15 protein-coding genes are annotated in these 14,229 nt (G+C 68.7%); 6 read left to right on the top strand and 9 right to left on the bottom strand.

From position 1 onward, the window contains the following. Positions 1-10: 10 nt before the first annotated feature. Together ACZ7SW_RS21505 and ACZ7SW_RS21500 are read right to left on the bottom strand one after the other, a co-directional pair. On the bottom strand, positions 11-1,450 hold the full coding sequence (locus ACZ7SW_RS21505; protein ID WP_470232193.1) for a leucyl aminopeptidase family protein: 1,440 nt from the start codon (positions 1,448-1,450) through the stop codon (positions 11-13). 88 nt (positions 1,451-1,538) lie between these two features. Next, a complete protein-coding gene (locus tag ACZ7SW_RS21500; protein ID WP_005155393.1) occupies positions 1,539-1,706 on the bottom strand; it encodes a DUF3117 domain-containing protein in 168 nt (55 codons plus the stop codon). A gap of 202 nt (positions 1,707-1,908) precedes the next feature. Between ACZ7SW_RS21500 and ACZ7SW_RS21495 the strand changes: the two genes are divergently transcribed. Then, entirely contained in the window at positions 1,909-2,703 is a 795-nt protein-coding gene (locus tag ACZ7SW_RS21495; protein ID WP_470232192.1) for an enoyl-CoA hydratase-related protein, read from the top strand. Positions 2,704-2,926: 223 nt separating this feature from the next. Here the strand turns inward: ACZ7SW_RS21495 and ACZ7SW_RS21490 are convergent, their stop codons facing one another. The 4 genes from ACZ7SW_RS21490 to ACZ7SW_RS21475 all read right to left on the bottom strand — a co-directional run bounded on the left by ACZ7SW_RS21490 (position 2,927) and on the right by ACZ7SW_RS21475 (position 5,473). Continuing rightward, positions 2,927-3,490, bottom strand: a complete 564-nt coding sequence (locus ACZ7SW_RS21490; RefSeq protein ID WP_470232191.1) for a DNA-3-methyladenine glycosylase I — start codon at positions 3,488-3,490, stop codon at positions 2,927-2,929. After that, positions 3,487-3,942 carry an SRPBCC family protein gene (locus ACZ7SW_RS21485; protein WP_470232190.1) on the bottom strand — a complete coding sequence of 152 codons (456 nt, stop codon included), beginning with the start codon at positions 3,940-3,942 and terminating at the stop codon, positions 3,487-3,489. Before ACZ7SW_RS21485 ends, ACZ7SW_RS21490 begins: the two co-directional genes overlap by 4 nt. Next, a complete protein-coding gene (locus ACZ7SW_RS21480) occupies positions 3,935-4,264 on the bottom strand; it encodes a DivIVA domain-containing protein (RefSeq protein ID WP_037815935.1) in 330 nt (109 codons plus the stop codon). The genes ACZ7SW_RS21485 and ACZ7SW_RS21480 overlap by 8 nt, the downstream gene beginning before the upstream one ends. Before the next feature lie 303 nt (positions 4,265-4,567). Continuing rightward, the gene (locus tag ACZ7SW_RS21475; protein WP_470232189.1) at positions 4,568-5,473 is read right to left on the bottom strand and encodes a glucosyl-3-phosphoglycerate synthase; all 906 of its coding nucleotides are present in this window, start codon (positions 5,471-5,473) and stop codon (positions 4,568-4,570) included. Between the two features lie 54 nt (positions 5,474-5,527). On the opposite strand from ACZ7SW_RS21475, the gene ACZ7SW_RS21470 reads away from it, so the two are divergent. Beyond that, positions 5,528-6,202 carry a lysophospholipid acyltransferase family protein gene (locus tag ACZ7SW_RS21470; RefSeq protein WP_470232319.1) on the top strand — a complete coding sequence of 225 codons (675 nt, stop codon included), beginning with the start codon at positions 5,528-5,530 and terminating at the stop codon, positions 6,200-6,202. Between the two features lies 1 nt (position 6,203). Here the strand turns inward: ACZ7SW_RS21470 and ACZ7SW_RS21465 are convergent, their stop codons facing one another. Continuing rightward, positions 6,204-6,746 (bottom strand): LOG family protein, encoded by a 543-nt coding sequence (locus ACZ7SW_RS21465; RefSeq protein ID WP_470232188.1) that lies wholly within the window; start codon positions 6,744-6,746, stop codon positions 6,204-6,206. Continuing rightward, complete coding sequence (locus tag ACZ7SW_RS21460) at positions 6,746-7,531, bottom strand: LOG family protein (protein ID WP_470232187.1); 786 nt, start codon at positions 7,529-7,531, stop codon at positions 6,746-6,748. Before ACZ7SW_RS21460 ends, ACZ7SW_RS21465 begins: the two co-directional genes overlap by 1 nt. A gap of 359 nt (positions 7,532-7,890) precedes the next feature. Between ACZ7SW_RS21460 and ACZ7SW_RS21455 the strand changes: the two genes are divergently transcribed. After that, positions 7,891-9,978, top strand: coding sequence for a M4 family metallopeptidase (locus ACZ7SW_RS21455; protein ID WP_470232186.1), 2,088 nt, complete (start codon positions 7,891-7,893; stop codon positions 9,976-9,978). Positions 9,979-10,165: 187 nt separating this feature from the next. After that, positions 10,166-11,224 carry a chitinase gene (locus ACZ7SW_RS21450; RefSeq protein WP_470232185.1) on the top strand — a complete coding sequence of 353 codons (1,059 nt, stop codon included), beginning with the start codon at positions 10,166-10,168 and terminating at the stop codon, positions 11,222-11,224. A gap of 358 nt (positions 11,225-11,582) precedes the next feature. Here ACZ7SW_RS21450 and dapE read toward each other — a convergent pair whose 3' ends face one another. Then, positions 11,583-12,656 carry a succinyl-diaminopimelate desuccinylase gene (dapE, locus tag ACZ7SW_RS21445; protein ID WP_470232184.1) on the bottom strand — a complete coding sequence of 358 codons (1,074 nt, stop codon included), beginning with the start codon at positions 12,654-12,656 and terminating at the stop codon, positions 11,583-11,585. 42 nt (positions 12,657-12,698) lie between these two features. On the opposite strand from dapE, the gene ACZ7SW_RS21440 reads away from it, so the two are divergent. Further along, positions 12,699-13,139: a hypothetical protein gene (locus tag ACZ7SW_RS21440; RefSeq protein ID WP_470232183.1), complete on the top strand. Its 441-nt coding sequence runs from the start codon at positions 12,699-12,701 to the stop codon at positions 13,137-13,139. A gap of 29 nt (positions 13,140-13,168) precedes the next feature. Continuing rightward, the gene (dapD, locus tag ACZ7SW_RS21435) at positions 13,169-14,149 is read left to right on the top strand and encodes a 2,3,4,5-tetrahydropyridine-2,6-dicarboxylate N-succinyltransferase (protein ID WP_470232182.1); all 981 of its coding nucleotides are present in this window, start codon (positions 13,169-13,171) and stop codon (positions 14,147-14,149) included. Positions 14,150-14,229: the final 80 nt, after the last annotated feature.

Raw genomic sequence — 14,229 nt, 5'->3', positions numbered from 1 at the left:
CAGAAACCGGCTAGCTGCCGTAGGAAGCCGCGAACTCCACCAACGTCCGCGCCGCGAACCCGGACGCGCCGGGCACCACGTCGTCGTACGCCTTGTCCGCGCGCGCCGGGCCCGCGATGTCCAGGTGCGCCCACGGCAACCCCGCCGTGAACTCGCGCAGGAACAGCGCCGCCATGATCCCGCCGGGGCCTCCGGGAGCCTGCCGGACGTCTCCCAGCTCGCCCTCGACGCCGGTCGCGTAGTCCTCGACCAGCGGCATCCGCCACCACGCCTCGCCAGCGCGGGCACCGGCCTCGATCACCCGCGCGGCGAGGTCGTCGTCGGTCGCGAAGACGCCGCCGGTGCGCACGCCCAGCGAGACCTTCATCGCGCCGGTCAGCGTGGCCGCGTCGACGATCAGGTCCGGCTTGAACTGGGCGATCCCGTACGCGAGCGCGTCGGCCATCACCATCCGGCCCTCGGCGTCGGTGTTGCCGACCTCGGTGGTCTGGCCGCCGTAGTGCCGCACGATGTCGCCCGGCCGGTACGAGCCGCCGGAGACGTGGTTTTCCGCCGCGGGCACCAACGCGGTGACGCGCACCGGCAGCTTCAGCTCCGCGATCGCGCGCATCGCGGCGATCACGGCCGCGCCGCCCGCCATGTCGGTGCGCATCAGGTGCATGCCGTCGGCCGGTTTCAGCGAAATGCCGCCGGTGTCGAAGGTGATCCCCTTGCCCACGAACAGCAGGTGCTTCGTCGCTCCGCGCGGACGGTGCGTCATTTCGATCAAGCGCGGCGGCGAAGCCGAACCGGAACCAACCGCCAGCACTCCGCCGAACCCCTTGTCGGCGAGCCACTTCTCGTCTCGCACGGTCACGTCGACAGTGCTGCCCAGCACCTTCGCCGCGGTGTTCGCCAGCCACGCCGGGTTCTTCACGTTGGACGGCGTGTTCGCGAGATCGCGCGTAAAGGCAGCAGCCGCCGCGAGAATGCGTACGCGCGCGATTGCGTCTGTGTACGCGGGCACGGCGCGCTCATACGCGACAACGAGGCGTACGGCGGGCACGGGAGGCTTCGGCTCTGTCGTGGTGACCACGAACCGGTAGCCGCCAAGCGACAGTCCAACCGCGAATTCGGCGGCGTGCTCCGCTGTCGAGTCTTCGGGCAGTACGACCTGGACTGTCCGGATCGGACGGTTCTCGGCCGCTTCGCGCATCGCGCGCGCCAACGCGGCACCGGTCCGTCGAAAGTCCTTCGGCGTGCCTTCGCCGATACCGGCGACCCAGCGCGGACCATCGCCGTCTTCGGGCACTTCGCGCACTTCGGCGGTGCGTCCGCTCGACCCGTACGCTGCGCCTTCCTCCGCCTCGGCCGACGCGACCAGCAGTGCTCGCGGGACTCCGCGGCGCGTCGCGGCGACGACCTCGATTTCGGGCAGCTTCGTGGGAACGGGTGGTAGCGAGTTACGCACAGCGAGCAACCTTAGGGCGCAGACGAACCGACCCCGGCCTCCAAGAGGAGACCGGGGTGCACAGTGGACAGAGCGGGGAGAGCGCAGGTCAGCCAGTGACCTCCTGCAGCGCAGCGCCGAGGTCCTTCGCTTCCTCCGCGGAGAGCTCGACGACCAGCCGGCCGCCACCCTCCAGTGGCACCCGCATGACGAGGCCCCGCCCCTCCTTGGTCACTTCGAGGGGACCATCTCCGGTCCGGGGCTTCATGGCCGCCATAGCGTGCTCCCTCCGTCTCAACCGGCGCGCCCGGGTCGCGCACTCCCATGCCAGCCGGGTCTCGTCCCCCATTGTCCCTCATCAGCGCCCGGGCGCGAACGCGGACCGATCATTTGCCGCCGCATCGGTGCTGGTATGCCGCCCGCCGAGGGTGCGAGACTCAGTCCCGAGAACCCGAACCGCCGCTTCCGAGGAGCATTTCGTGACCACATCCGACGTCCTGTTGACCGCCGACGCCGACGGCGTGCGCACCCTGACCCTGAACCGGCCGGAGGCGTACAACTCGCTGACCGTCGAGCTCAAGGAGCGCCTGATCGCCGAGCTGCGCGCGGCCGCCGAGGACCCGGACGTCCGCGCGGTCGTGCTCACCGGCACCGGCAAGGCGTTCTGCGCCGGACAGGACCTCAAGGAGCACGTCGGCCTGCTGCAGGCGAACGACCCGGCCCCGCTGCACACGGTGAGCGACCACTACAACCCGATCGTCAAGCTGATCACCGGGATGGCGAAGCCGGTCATCGCGGCGGTGAACGGCACCGCGGCCGGCGCTGGCGCGGCCTTCGCGTACGCGAGCGACCTGCGGATCGCGGCGGAGTCGTCTTCGTTCTTGATGGCGTTCGCGAATGTCGGGCTCGGACCGGACTCCGGGGCGTCGTGGACGTTGCAGCGGTTGATCGGGTACGGCCGGGCAGCGGAGCTGATGCTGATGGCTAGGACGGTGGACTCGGCGGAGGCGTTGCGGATCGGGCTCGTCGGGGAGGTCGTTCCGGACGAGGAGTTGGCCGCTCGGGCGCAGAAGGTGGCTGCGAAGTTGGCGGGTGGGCCGACGGTGGCTTACGCGAAGATCAAGAGCGTGTTGGGGGTGGCGGCGGAGTCTTCGTTGGAGGAGGCGCTGGCCGCTGAGGATGCTGCGCAGACGGAGTTGGGGGGTACTGCGGATCACAGCGAGGCGGTGGAGGCGTTTGTGGGGAAGAGGAAGCCGGAGTTTCAGGGGAAGTAGCGGGAAGAGCGGCTGCGCCGCGGAAGAGAAGGTTGTGGTGGGGCACCCCGAAGCCTGACTGTGCTGACGGTCTGGGGTGGCTTGTCAAGGCGGGAAAGATGCCTTGACAAGCCACCCCAGACCGCAGGAAGGCTTCGTATCGGGGTGCAGGGCAGGGTCTGGGTGCCTGGTTTGTTGGGTGCGCTGCTGGCGGGTGGGTCGCGAAGGGTGTCCATTACGGACTTCAGGCTGCGCGGAAGCAGCCTTTTACGTGGTCGTCGACCATGCCGGTGGCTTGCATGAGGGCGTAACACGTGGTGGGGCCTAGGAAGGCGAAGCCGCGTTTCTTCAGGTCCTTCGCCATTGCCTTCGACTCGTCGGTGATCGCGGGTACGTCGGCCATGGTGCGGGGGCGGCGGTGTTTTGCCGGGGCGAAGGACCACAGCAGCTTGTCCAGCGGGATATCCAGCTCAGCCATGGCGCGCGCGTTCTTCACCGCCGCCTCGATTTTCGCGCGGTTGCGGACGATTCCGGCGTCTTGCATTAAGCGTTCGACGTCCTTCTCGCTGAAGCGCGCGACCTTCTCGGGCGCGAAGCCACGGAAGGCTTTTCGGAAGTTCTCGCGTTTGCGCAGGATGGTGATCCAGGACAGTCCGGACTGGAACGACTCTAGGCACAAGCGTTCGTACAGCTCAGCCTCGCCGTGGAGTGGGACGCCCCACTCCTCGTCGTGGTACGTCGCGTAGTCGGGAGCTGAGTTGCCCCAGCTGCAGCGGGCGATTCCGTCCTCGCCCAGCAGGTCCGTCATTGTTCCCCCATCGAATAGTTTTCCGCGAACCTCGCGAACTGCCGCAGCGAATGCCGCACCCCCAGTGCGAACGCCGGGCGCGCCAGGGGCCAGCCTGCGCGGCCGAGCAGGCCGAACGGCAGTTTGAGGTGTTCGGCCCAGACGAACGTGCAGTGCCCTGGCCCCTTGGCCAGCACTTGGAAGACCCCGGTCCCCTGCACGAGGCTGCCCAGATGGCGCACCGTGCAACGCAGCGGCGGTTCCCAGGTCGTTATCTCCATGGTGTCGGTGAAACCGATGCCGCCGAAGCCGGTGAAGGCCGCGAGCTTCGAGCCGACACTGCGGCCATTGCCCTCGACGACGCGCACCTGCGTGCCGAGCATCCATTCGCCTTGCCGGGCCCAGTCGGTGAGCGCGAGCCAGGTCGTGCCAGCCGGTGCCGCGACGTCGACCGACAGCACCAGATCACTCACCCGTCGGCCTCCGGTGCGCCGCTTCGCGCGGCTGCTGCGCGGCTTCGAGCCGGGCGACCCGTTCGCGCAGTTCGTCCAGTTCCACGCCGGTCCTGCGCAGCACCCAGTCCACTTCGGACATCTTGTAGCCGCGGAACACGAGCTGGAAGCGCACCTGGCGGACGTCCTCGCCGGTGATGTCCTCGGCGGGAAGTCGGGTGGGCGAGCTGCCCGGCGGCAGCGGCGCCAGTTCCTCGCCCCGGCCGAACACCACAGCGGCCAGGAGGAACACCACGGCGGCCACCAGCAGCATGACTACGAGGTAGATCAGCGCGGTCGTCACGCGACGATCGTGGCACATCGTCCCCAGGAACGTCGCGCTAGCACGACAAGTCAGGAGGACAAGACGATCGGCAGCCCGTGCACAGCGTGACGTACAGTTACCAGCCGCGTCCAGGCAGACGCGCGCCTGCTGGCCCGCGCGAGCAAGCCGACAGACGCGTCGTTCGCGGGTCCGATCCCACGTCCTCGAGAGCCGGGCACCTGCGCGCTGGTCCTCGATAGTCCTCATCGGACTTGTCGCCGCCGCGACGTCCATCGCCCGGTGCCACTCCAAGGAAAACGCGACCTATGTCCTATGTGGACACTACGGCCGCCGGGCGGCCAGCACGTCCCGCATCGGAGGCCGGTCCGCCACCGGCACCTCCGTCACGTCCGGCACCCACTCCCCGGACACCTGCACGAACTGCGTGAACCGCGCCGCCTCCGCGCTCGGCATTCCGCAGCGGACCAGTGCGGTGCCGAGGATCTGCCGGGACATCACGCCGAGCTGCAGCAGCGACCGGTTGCGGTGTTTGCGCACCCCGAGGTTGACCTGCGCCAACCCGTCGAGGCCGTAGCGCTCCTCGGCGTCCAGCAGCAGGCCTATCTCCACGCCGTACCCGCCGGCGAACGGCACCGATTCCAGGAACTCGCGCGTGCCCGCGTACTCGCCGCCCAGCGGCTGCACCAGTTCTCCCAGCGCCGGGCGCAGCGCGGACAGCACCGGCCGGGCCAGCAGCTCGGTGACGCGTCCGCCGCCGGTGCTCTCCAGCCGCAGCGGGCGGCGGTAGAAGCCCTTGACCAGGTGCACGCCGTCCTCGGTGAGCAGCGGGCCGAGCAACGACGGCACGAACGCCGGGTCCGGGTCGACCAGGTCGGAGTCGAGGAACACCACCACGTCGCCGGTCGTCGCGGCGAGCGAGCGCCACAGCACCTCACCCTTGCCGGGGCGCGGCGTCAGCTCCGGCACGACGTCCTCGCGGCGCACCACGCGAGCACCGGCGGCCGCGGCGACCTCGACGGTCGCGTCCGTGGAACCGGAGTCGACGACCACCAGCTCGTCGACGACCCCGCCGAGCAGCGGGCGCACCGAGGCGACCACGGTGCCGACCGTCTCCTGTTCGTCCAGCGCCGGCAGCACCACCGACACCGTCCGGCCGCGTTTGGCGGCGAGGATGTCCGCGGCGCTCCACCCGGGCTCCTGCCAGGTGCGACGGTGAAACCAGCTCATGGAGGCGATCGTGCCATGCTGGAGCCGGTGCCTGATCCTCCGGAGGGAGAACCCTTGCTGACGCTGCTCGTCCGTTTCGTGCTCGGACCGCTGGTCCGCGCGCTTTACCGACCCCGGGTCGAGGGCGTGGAGAACATCCCCGAGGACGGCCCCGTCCTGCTCGCCTCCAACCACCGGGCAGCGCTGGACACCGGTGTGATCACGTTCACCACCCCGCGGCAGGTCCGGTTCCTCGGCAAGGCCGAGTACTTCACCGGCAAGGGGATCAAGGGCCGGTTCATCGCGAAATCGCTCGACGCGCTCGGGTACATCCCGGTCGAGCGCGGCAACGCTCAGGCCGGGCTCGCCGCGCTCGAAGCGGGCCGCAAGGTGCTCACCGACGGCGGCGTGTTCGCGATCTACCCGGAGGGCACCCGCTCGCTCGACGGACGACTGCACCGCGGGCACACCGGCGTCGCCGCGCTCGCGCTGTCCACCGGGGCCAAGGTGGTTCCGGTCGCGTTGTACGGCACCGAGGGCATCCAGCCGAACGGCGCGAAAATCCCGCGGCCCGCCAAGATCCGGGTCCGGTTCGGCGAACCGCTGGACTTCTCGCGGTACGAGGGCCAGGACTCGTCCTCGGCGATCCGCCGGTCGGTGACCGACGAGATCATGTACGCCATTCTGGAGCTGTCCGGACAGGAATACGTCGACACCTATCACAAACGGCCGGACGAAAAAGCGTCGTGAACTATCCGGCCGAACGGCTCATGAGGTCGACCAGCTTTTCGGCGTCGGAGGCGATGCTGATCAGCTCCCGGGTCTCCGGCCGCAGGAAACCCTTCTCCAGCATCTGATCGGCGAACGCCGCCAGCGGCGAGTAATACCCGGCCACATCCAGCAATCCGATCGGCTTGCGGTGAATGCCGAGCTGCGCCCACGTCCACACCTCGAACAATTCCTCGAGGGTGCCGACGCCGCCGGGCAACGCGACGAACGCGTCCGACAGCGCGGCCATTTTCGCTTTGCGCTGGTGCATGTCGGCGACCACGTGCAATTCGGTGAGGCCGCCGTGCGCGATTTCCACGCTCGACAGCACTTCCGGGATCACGCCGATCACTTCGCCGCCCGCCGCGAGCGCGGCGTTCGCCACCACGCCCATGGTGCCGACGCTCGCGCCACCGTAGACGAGGCCGATTCCCCGCTGCGCCAACAGCTTTCCGACACCGGCCGCCGCTTCGGCGTACTCCGGCGAGAATCCCTGCGCCGAACCGCAGAACACACAGATCCGCATCAGTGCGTGTCCTCCCAAGCCTGATAAGAGTCCTGCACGACGCGCACCGCGTCGTCGATGTCGTCGGTCAGGTGCAGCAGGTTCAGGTCCTTCTCCCCGATTTTCCCGCCGCCCAGCACTGATTTCGCGATCCAGTCGTACAGCCCGCCCCAGTATTCGGTGCCGAACAGCACCACCGGGAACTTCGTCACCTTCTTGGTCTGGACCAGGGTGAGCGCCTCGAACAGTTCGTCGAGCGTGCCGAATCCGCCGGGAAGGCAGATGAACGCCTGCGAGTACTTGACGAACATGGTCTTGCGCGCGAAGAAATAGCGGAAGTTCACGCCGAGGTCGACCCACGGGTTCAGGCCCTGCTCGAACGGCAGCTCGATGCCGAGCCCGACGGAGAACCCGCCCGCCTCGTTCGCGCCGCGGTTCACCGCTTCCATCGCGCCCGGGCCGCCGCCGGTCATCACCGCGAACCCGGCGTCGGCGAGCGCGGCCCCGATCTTGCGGCCCAGTTCGTACTCCGGGTTGTCGCGCTTGGTGCGCGCCGAACCGAACACGGTCACCGCGCGCGGAACCTCGGCCAGCGCGCCGAACCCCTCGACGAACTCGGCCTGGATGCGCAGCACGCGCCACGGGTCGGTGTGCACCCAGTCGCTCGGCCCCCGCGAATCGAGCAGCCGCTGATCGGTGGTGCTGCCCTGATCACGCCGATCGCGCCGGAGCACCACCGGGCCCTTGTGCCGCTCCACCGGACGCTCGGGGTACTGGCCGTCGGGAAACTCAGACTGTTCACTCACCAGCCAAGCCTACGGCCCGAGGCGCCCGCGCGGGCGCCCGCGTAGGCACCGGAGCGTGACGGCTCGGTTGCCCGCGGCTGAACGCCGGAAAGCGGACCACCAGCGGGTTCCGGTCCTCCTACCAACGGCCGGTTGTCGGCAACTACCGACGAAAGTCGCCCGGCCCGTCCCGAATCGGTGTTTTCCCTGCTACGGGGCCACCTGAGAGGAATAGTCCTGATCGCCCGAGGGGTCCCGCTGGTCCGTTCAGCGCATTGACCGCCCCCGTGAGCGCTTTTTTACTCACGGTGTCCGCGGCCTGATCAGCCCAGCTCAACGCGTTGCGCTTTTCCCCATCGTGTACCCCGAAAGGACTGTCGATGACGTCCAGAAGAGGGCTCGCCACCGGCATCGCAAGTGTCGCCGGTCTCGCCCTTTCCCTGCTCGCGCTGCCGGTGATCCCGGCATCCGCGGCCCCCGCCCACCCCACCGCTGACCCGCAGGCGGCCGCGATCGCGGCCGCCGACCGGGCCGCCGCCGCAGGCGCGGTCGGGCTCCGCAAGAGCTCGTCCGAAAGCCTGCACCGCGTCAGCACCACCCTGGGCGACGCCGGGCTGTATTACAACTCCTACGAGCGCACCTACGACGGCCTCCGGGTCGTCGGCGGGGATGCGGTGATCGTCGCCGACGGAACGGGCCGCGTGCGCGGCACCGATGCCGCCGAAGGCGCGGCGATCGCCGTGGGCACCACGCCCACTGTCGACGCGGCGCGCGCGGCTTCGGTCGCCCGCGGTCAACTGCCGACCGTGAGCACGGTGAGCAAGCCTGATCTGGTCGTTCTCGGCGGCGCACAGCCGAAACTGGCCTACGAGGTCGTCGTCAAGGGCCGCACCGCGAAGGCCCCGAGCAACCTGCACGTCTTCGTCGACGCCGCCACTGGCAAGGTCCTCGACCAGCGCGACGACGTGAAGGCCGAGAGCCCGGCGAAGACCGGCTCGAACGCCGCGCCGATGGTCGCGGGCACCGGAAACAGCTACTACGCCGGCAAGGTCAGCATCGACACGAGCGGCTCCGGCAGCTCGTACTCGATGCGCGACTCGACCCGTCCCGGCATCAGCTGCGGCCGCGAGGGCGGCTCGGTGTTCACCAAGTCGTCCAACAGCTGGGGCAACGGGTCCGGCACGGACCTCGAAACCGGCTGCGTCGACGTGCTCTACACGGTCCAGACCGAGTGGAACATGCTCAAGGACTGGCTGGGCCGCAGCGGAATCGACGGCAACGGCAACGGTTTCCCGGCGTCGGTCGGCCTGAACGACGTCAACGCCTACTGGGACGGCTCGTCCACCCACTTCGGGCACTCGCAGGACAACCAGCGCCAGGCGACGTCGATGGACGTGGCAGGCCACGAGTTCGGGCACGGCATCTTCCAGAACACGCCGGGCGGCGCGGGTTCGGGCAACGAGAACGGCGGGCTCAACGAGTCCACCGGCGACGTGTTCGGCGCGCTGACCGAGTTCTACGCGAACAACCCGGTCGACACCCCGGACTTCACCGTCGGCGAGGGCGTGAACCTGGTCGGCAACGGCCCGATCCGCTACATGTACGACCCGAGCCGCGAGGGCGACCCGAACTGCTACTCGTCGTCGATCCCGAGCACCGAGGTGCACGCGGCGGCGGGCCCGCAGAACCACTGGTTCTATCTGCTGTCCGAGGGCACCTCGCCGACCGACGGCCAGCCCGCCAGCCCGACCTGCAACAACAGCAGCATCACCGGCATCGGCATCCAGAAGGCCGGCAAGATCTTCTACAACGGCCTGCTGCACAAGACCTCGTCCTGGAACCACAAGGCGGCCCGCAAGGCCACCCTGCAGGCGGCGGTCGACCTGTTCCCGGGCAGCTGCACCGAGTTCAACGCCACCAAGGCGGCGTGGGACGCGGTTTCGGTCGCCGCGGTCTCCGGTGAGGCCACCTGCACCGGCAACCCGCCCGCGGGCAACGACTTCTCGGTCAGCCTTTCGCCCTCGACCGCGACTGTCCAGCCTGGACAGTCGGCCACGTCGACGGTGACCACCAAGATCACCAACGGCAACGCGCAGTCGGTGAAGCTGACCGCGAGCGGCCTGCCCTCGGGCGCGACCGCGACGTTCAACCCGGCCACCGTGCAGTCCGGCGGCACCGCGACCCTGACGATCGCCACCACGGCGAGCACGCCGAACGGCAGCAGCAAGGTCACGATCACCGCCACCGGCGCGAACGCCACCCACACCGCCGACTTCACGCTCACCGTGGGCTCCGGCAACCCGGGCGGCTGCGGCGGCGTGGCGGCGTGGGACTCGAACGGTTTCTACAGCCCCGGCGACGTGGTTTCGTACAAGAACCACAAGTGGACCTCGACGTGGTACTCCGTCGGCGCTGAGCCGGGTGCGCCCGGTTCCTGGGCCGTCTGGACCGACAACGGGCCCTGCTAACGCAGTAATCGCTCCCTAGTTCCCCCAGGACCAGCCGGGCACGGCGCTTCGTGCCCGGCTGGTCCGCGTTCAGGCTTGTCCAGACCACCTGACGTGAATTTGTCTAGACCATACGATCGGGGGTAGGCATCCCCTCCGCCCGCCGCTTACCGTTGCGGCAACACCGTTATCGGGGACGGGAGCCGTGATGTTCGAACGGAAATCGCGCTGGTTTGGGACCGCCGTGGCGGCCCTGCTCGCACTGCCGCTCGCGGGAGTCGCCCCCGCCTCAGCGGCCGCCGCACCGCGATCGGACACCTGCGCGGTAAAACCGAGACCGTCCGGTTCGGTGCTGCAAGGCTACTGGGAAAACTGGGACGGCGCCTCGAACGGCGTCCACCCCGGCATGGGCTGGGTGCCGATCAACGACCCCAGCATGGCCGCACACGGGTACAACGTCATCAACGCCGCGTTCCCGGTGATTCTTTCCGACGGCACCGTGCAATGGGAAGACGGCATGGACGCCACGGTCAAGGTCTCCACTCCCGCTGAGATGTGCGCGGCCAAAGACGCCGGAGCCACCATCCTGATGTCCATCGGCGGCGCGGCGGCGGGCATCGACCTGTCGTCCAGCTCGGTCGCCGACAAGTTCGTCAGCACCATCGTGCCGATCCTGAAGAAGTACAACTTCGACGGAATAGACATCGACATCGAAACCGGCCTGTCGAGCAGCGGCGACATCAACTCGCTGTCCCCTTCGCAGGAAAACCTGGAACGCATCATCGACGGGGTGCTGTCCCAAATGCCGTCCGGCTTCGGCCTGACCATGGCCCCGGAAACCGCCTACGTCACCGGCGGTTCGGTCACCTACGGCTCAATCTGGGGCGCATACCTGCCGATCATCAAGAAGTACGCCGACAACGGCCAGCTGTGGTGGCTGAACATGCAGTACTACAACGGTTCCATGTACGGCTGCTCCGGCGACAGCTACGAAGCCGGGACCGTGCAAGGCTTCACCGTGCAGACGCAGTGCCTGGACAAGGGCCTCACCGTGCAAGGCACCACCATCCGCGTCCCGCTGGAAAAGCAGGTCCCCGGTCTCCCCGCCCAACCCGGCGCAGGCGGCGGCTACATGGACCCCGGCCTGGTCTCCCAGGCCTACCAAAGCGTCCCCGGTCTCAAGGGCCTGATGGACTGGTCAATCAACTGGGACGGCTCAAGGGGCTGGACCTTCGGCGACAACGTGAAGTCGCTGCAAGGCCGCTAAACCGCTGTGGGCCGGGGTGCTGCGCCAAGCGCCGCCCCGGCCTCAGCTCACAAAAACGGGCCGCCGGAACACTCCCCCAACCAACCTTCCGTGAGGGGAACCCTGAAGGAATCAGATTCCCTCAGGGTTCCCCTCACAGCCCTAAAACCGGCACCCACGCCCCCCAACCATCGAGGCACCCAGCCCCTCCCCCGCACCCCGATACGAAGCCTCCCTGCGGTTCGGGGGTGCTTGTCAAGGCATCTTTCCCGCCTTGACAAGCACCCCCGAACCGTCAGCACAATCAAGCTTCGGGGTGCCCCACGCAACCAAGCGAGGCGCAATGTCGCCCCCAGGCGGCGAGCCGCCCCCAGACCGCTCAGCTCAAGAACCGCCTCAAAACCTCCGCCACCCCCCGAATCTCCCCCACCCGAACATTCTCCTGCCGCGTATGCGCCAAAGTAGGATCCCCCGGCCCGAAATTCACCGCAGGCATCCCCAACGCGGCGAACCGAGCCACATCCGTCCACCCCAATTTAGCCGCCGCGGACCCCCCAGCCGCAGCCACCAACTCCGCCGCGGCAGGCGCCCCCAACCCAGGCAACGCCCCCGGCGACATATCCACCAACGTCACCTCGAACCCCTCGAACACCCCACGCACATGAGCCTCCGCCTCCTCCGCCCCCCGATCCGGCGCAAACCGATGATTAACCGTCAGCACCGCCCCATCCGGCACCACATTCCCAGCCACCCCGCCGGAAATAGCAGTGGCCTGCAACCCCTCCCGATAAGTCAGCCCGTCAATCTCCACCACCCGGGGAGAATAAGAAGCCAACCGCCGCAACGGCTCGGCCAACGCGTGAATCGCATTCGAACCCATCCAAGCCCGAGCCGTATGCGCCCGCACCCCAGACGTCCGAACCTCAACCCGCAACGTCCCCTGACACCCAGCCTCAATCACCCCGTTGGACGGCTCCCCCACAATCGCGAGATCCCCGGCCAGCCACTCCGGCAACTCCCGCTCAATCCGCCCAAGCCCGTTCTTAACCGCCTCAACCTCTTCATTGTCATAAAACACAAACGTCACATCATGCCGAGGCTCCGGCAAGGTCGCGGCCAAGTGAAGAAAAACCGCGTCCCCACCCTTCATGTCCACGGACCCCAGCCCGTGCAACACGGCATCATCCCCAGCCCCAGTAAGCCGAGAAGGCAAATTGGCATTCTCCGGAACCGTATCCAGATGCCCCGCGAGAATCACCCGAGAAGGACGCCCCAGATTAGTCCGCGCCAAAACAGCGTCCCCATTGCGCACGACCTCCAAATGCGGAGCCTGCTCCGCCAGCGCGGCCTGCACCAAGTCCGCGAGCTTCCCCTCCTCCCCGGAGACGCTGAACACATCCACAAGGGCGGCGGTGAGCTCGGCCGGATCGGCGCGCAGGTCAAGGGAGGTCATACCGGCACCGTACCCAGCCAGCGCGGGGGCTACCGTGAGGACGTGCGCACGCGAAGCTCCCTGGTCGCTCTCGGCGTCCTAGCCCTCGTCCTCACCGGCTGCAGTACCGAGGCCGGGCCCAAGGCCCGCCCGGGAGCCGGCGATCCGGGTCCCGACGCCCTGCCGACCAAGCTCGAAGCGCTGTCGGCCGACTCCTGCTTCACCGGCCCGCAGACCCAGCTGCCCAAGGGCTGTGAGAAATACGTCACCGAGGTCGGCAACACCGCGGGTTCGGTGCACAAGCTGGCGAAAGCGGGCAAGACCGTCAACCAGCCGCTCGACCGCGACGCGACCGCGATCGACCAGGCGGTCGGCGAGTTCCGCCAGGCGGGCTGCACCACCGCGGCGACCCCGGGCGGGGCGTGCACGCAGGCGCTCGTCTCCATCTCGGCCGCGCTGACCGAGGTCAAGCAAAAGGTGAACCAGCTGGCCACCACAGGTTGATCCGGCTCGCTTCGGCTACCGTGACCAGCGTGAGCGAGCAGACCCCTGACCCCGAAACGACCGGCGCCGTCGGCGTCGGGCTGGCCACCGTCACGTCCGACGGGACCGTGCTGGACACCTGGTACCCGCATCCGAAGCTGGTCGACGCAGGCACCAGCGGCACCGAGCGGCTGACCGCGGAGCAGACCGCCGAGCTGCTCGGCGAGTCCGCGGCCGCGCTGCTCGGCCCGGACACCGACCGAGGTGTCGAGGTCGTCGCGGTGCGCGTCACGATCGGCAGCCTGGCCACCGCGCCGGCCGACGCCCACGACGTCTACCTGCGCCTGCACCTGCTGTCGCACCGGCTGGTCCAGCCGCGCGGGCAGAGCCTCGACGGCATCTTCGGCCTGCTGGCCAACGTCGTGTGGACGAGCCACGGCCCGTGCCCGGTCGAGGGCTTCGAGCAGACCCGGCTGCGGCTGCGTTCGCGCGGCGCGGTCGCCGTGTACGGCGTGGACAAGTTCCCGCGGATGGTCGACTACGTGCTGCCGACCGGGGTCCGCATCGCCGACGCGGACCGCGTGCGCCTCGGCGCGCACCTCGCGTCCGGCACCACCGTGATGCACGAGGGCTTCGTGAACTACAACGCGGGCACGCTCGGCGCGTCGATGGTCGAAGGCCGCATCTCGGCGGGCGTGGTGGTCGGCGACGGCAGCGACGTCGGCGGCGGCGCGTCGATCATGGGCACGCTGTCCGGCGGCGGCACCGAAGTGATCTCGATCGGCGAACGCTGCCTGATCGGCGCGAACGGCGGCGCGGGCATCTCCCTCGGCGACGACTCGGTGATCGAGGCCGGGCTGTACATCACCGCGGGCACCAAGGTCGAGGTCGACGGCAAGACTGTCAAGGCACGCGAGCTGTCCGGCATCTCCGGCGCGGTCTTCCGGCGCAACTCCGCGACCGGCGCGGTCGAGGTCGTGCCGCGCGGCGGCGTCGGCATCAAGCTGAACGAAGCACTGCACGCCAACTGATCCAGCTTTTCGAGAGGGTGCGCTTCCCGGCGACGGGAGCGCACCCTCTCGCTGTTTCGGCGGTCTCCGATCCGATCGTT

This window comes from Amycolatopsis sp. NPDC114484 (genome assembly GCF_055633755.1).
The sequence above is the reverse complement of the archived record's forward strand: the minus strand, read 5'-3'. Positions and strand labels throughout refer to the sequence as shown.

Bases quoted from the DNA above. Each gene is read 5' to 3' on its own strand.
- ACZ7SW_RS21500 (WP_005155393.1), bottom strand. From the start codon at position 1,706: ATGGCGGCCATGAAGCCCCGGACCGGAGATGGTCCCCTCGAAGTGACC.
- ACZ7SW_RS21490 (WP_470232191.1), bottom strand. From the start codon at position 3,490: ATGACGGACCTGCTGGGCGAGGACGGAATCGCCCGCTGCAGCTGGGGC.
- ACZ7SW_RS21475 (WP_470232189.1), bottom strand. From the start codon at position 5,473: ATGAGCTGGTTTCACCGTCGCACCTGGCAGGAGCCCGGGTGGAGCGCC.
- ACZ7SW_RS21465 (WP_470232188.1), bottom strand. From the start codon at position 6,746: ATGCGGATCTGTGTGTTCTGCGGTTCGGCGCAGGGATTCTCGCCGGAG.
- ACZ7SW_RS21455 (WP_470232186.1), top strand. From the start codon at position 7,891: ATGACGTCCAGAAGAGGGCTCGCCACCGGCATCGCAAGTGTCGCCGGT.
- ACZ7SW_RS21450 (WP_470232185.1), top strand. From the start codon at position 10,166: ATGTTCGAACGGAAATCGCGCTGGTTTGGGACCGCCGTGGCGGCCCTG.
- dapE (WP_470232184.1), bottom strand. From the start codon at position 12,656: ATGACCTCCCTTGACCTGCGCGCCGATCCGGCCGAGCTCACCGCCGCC.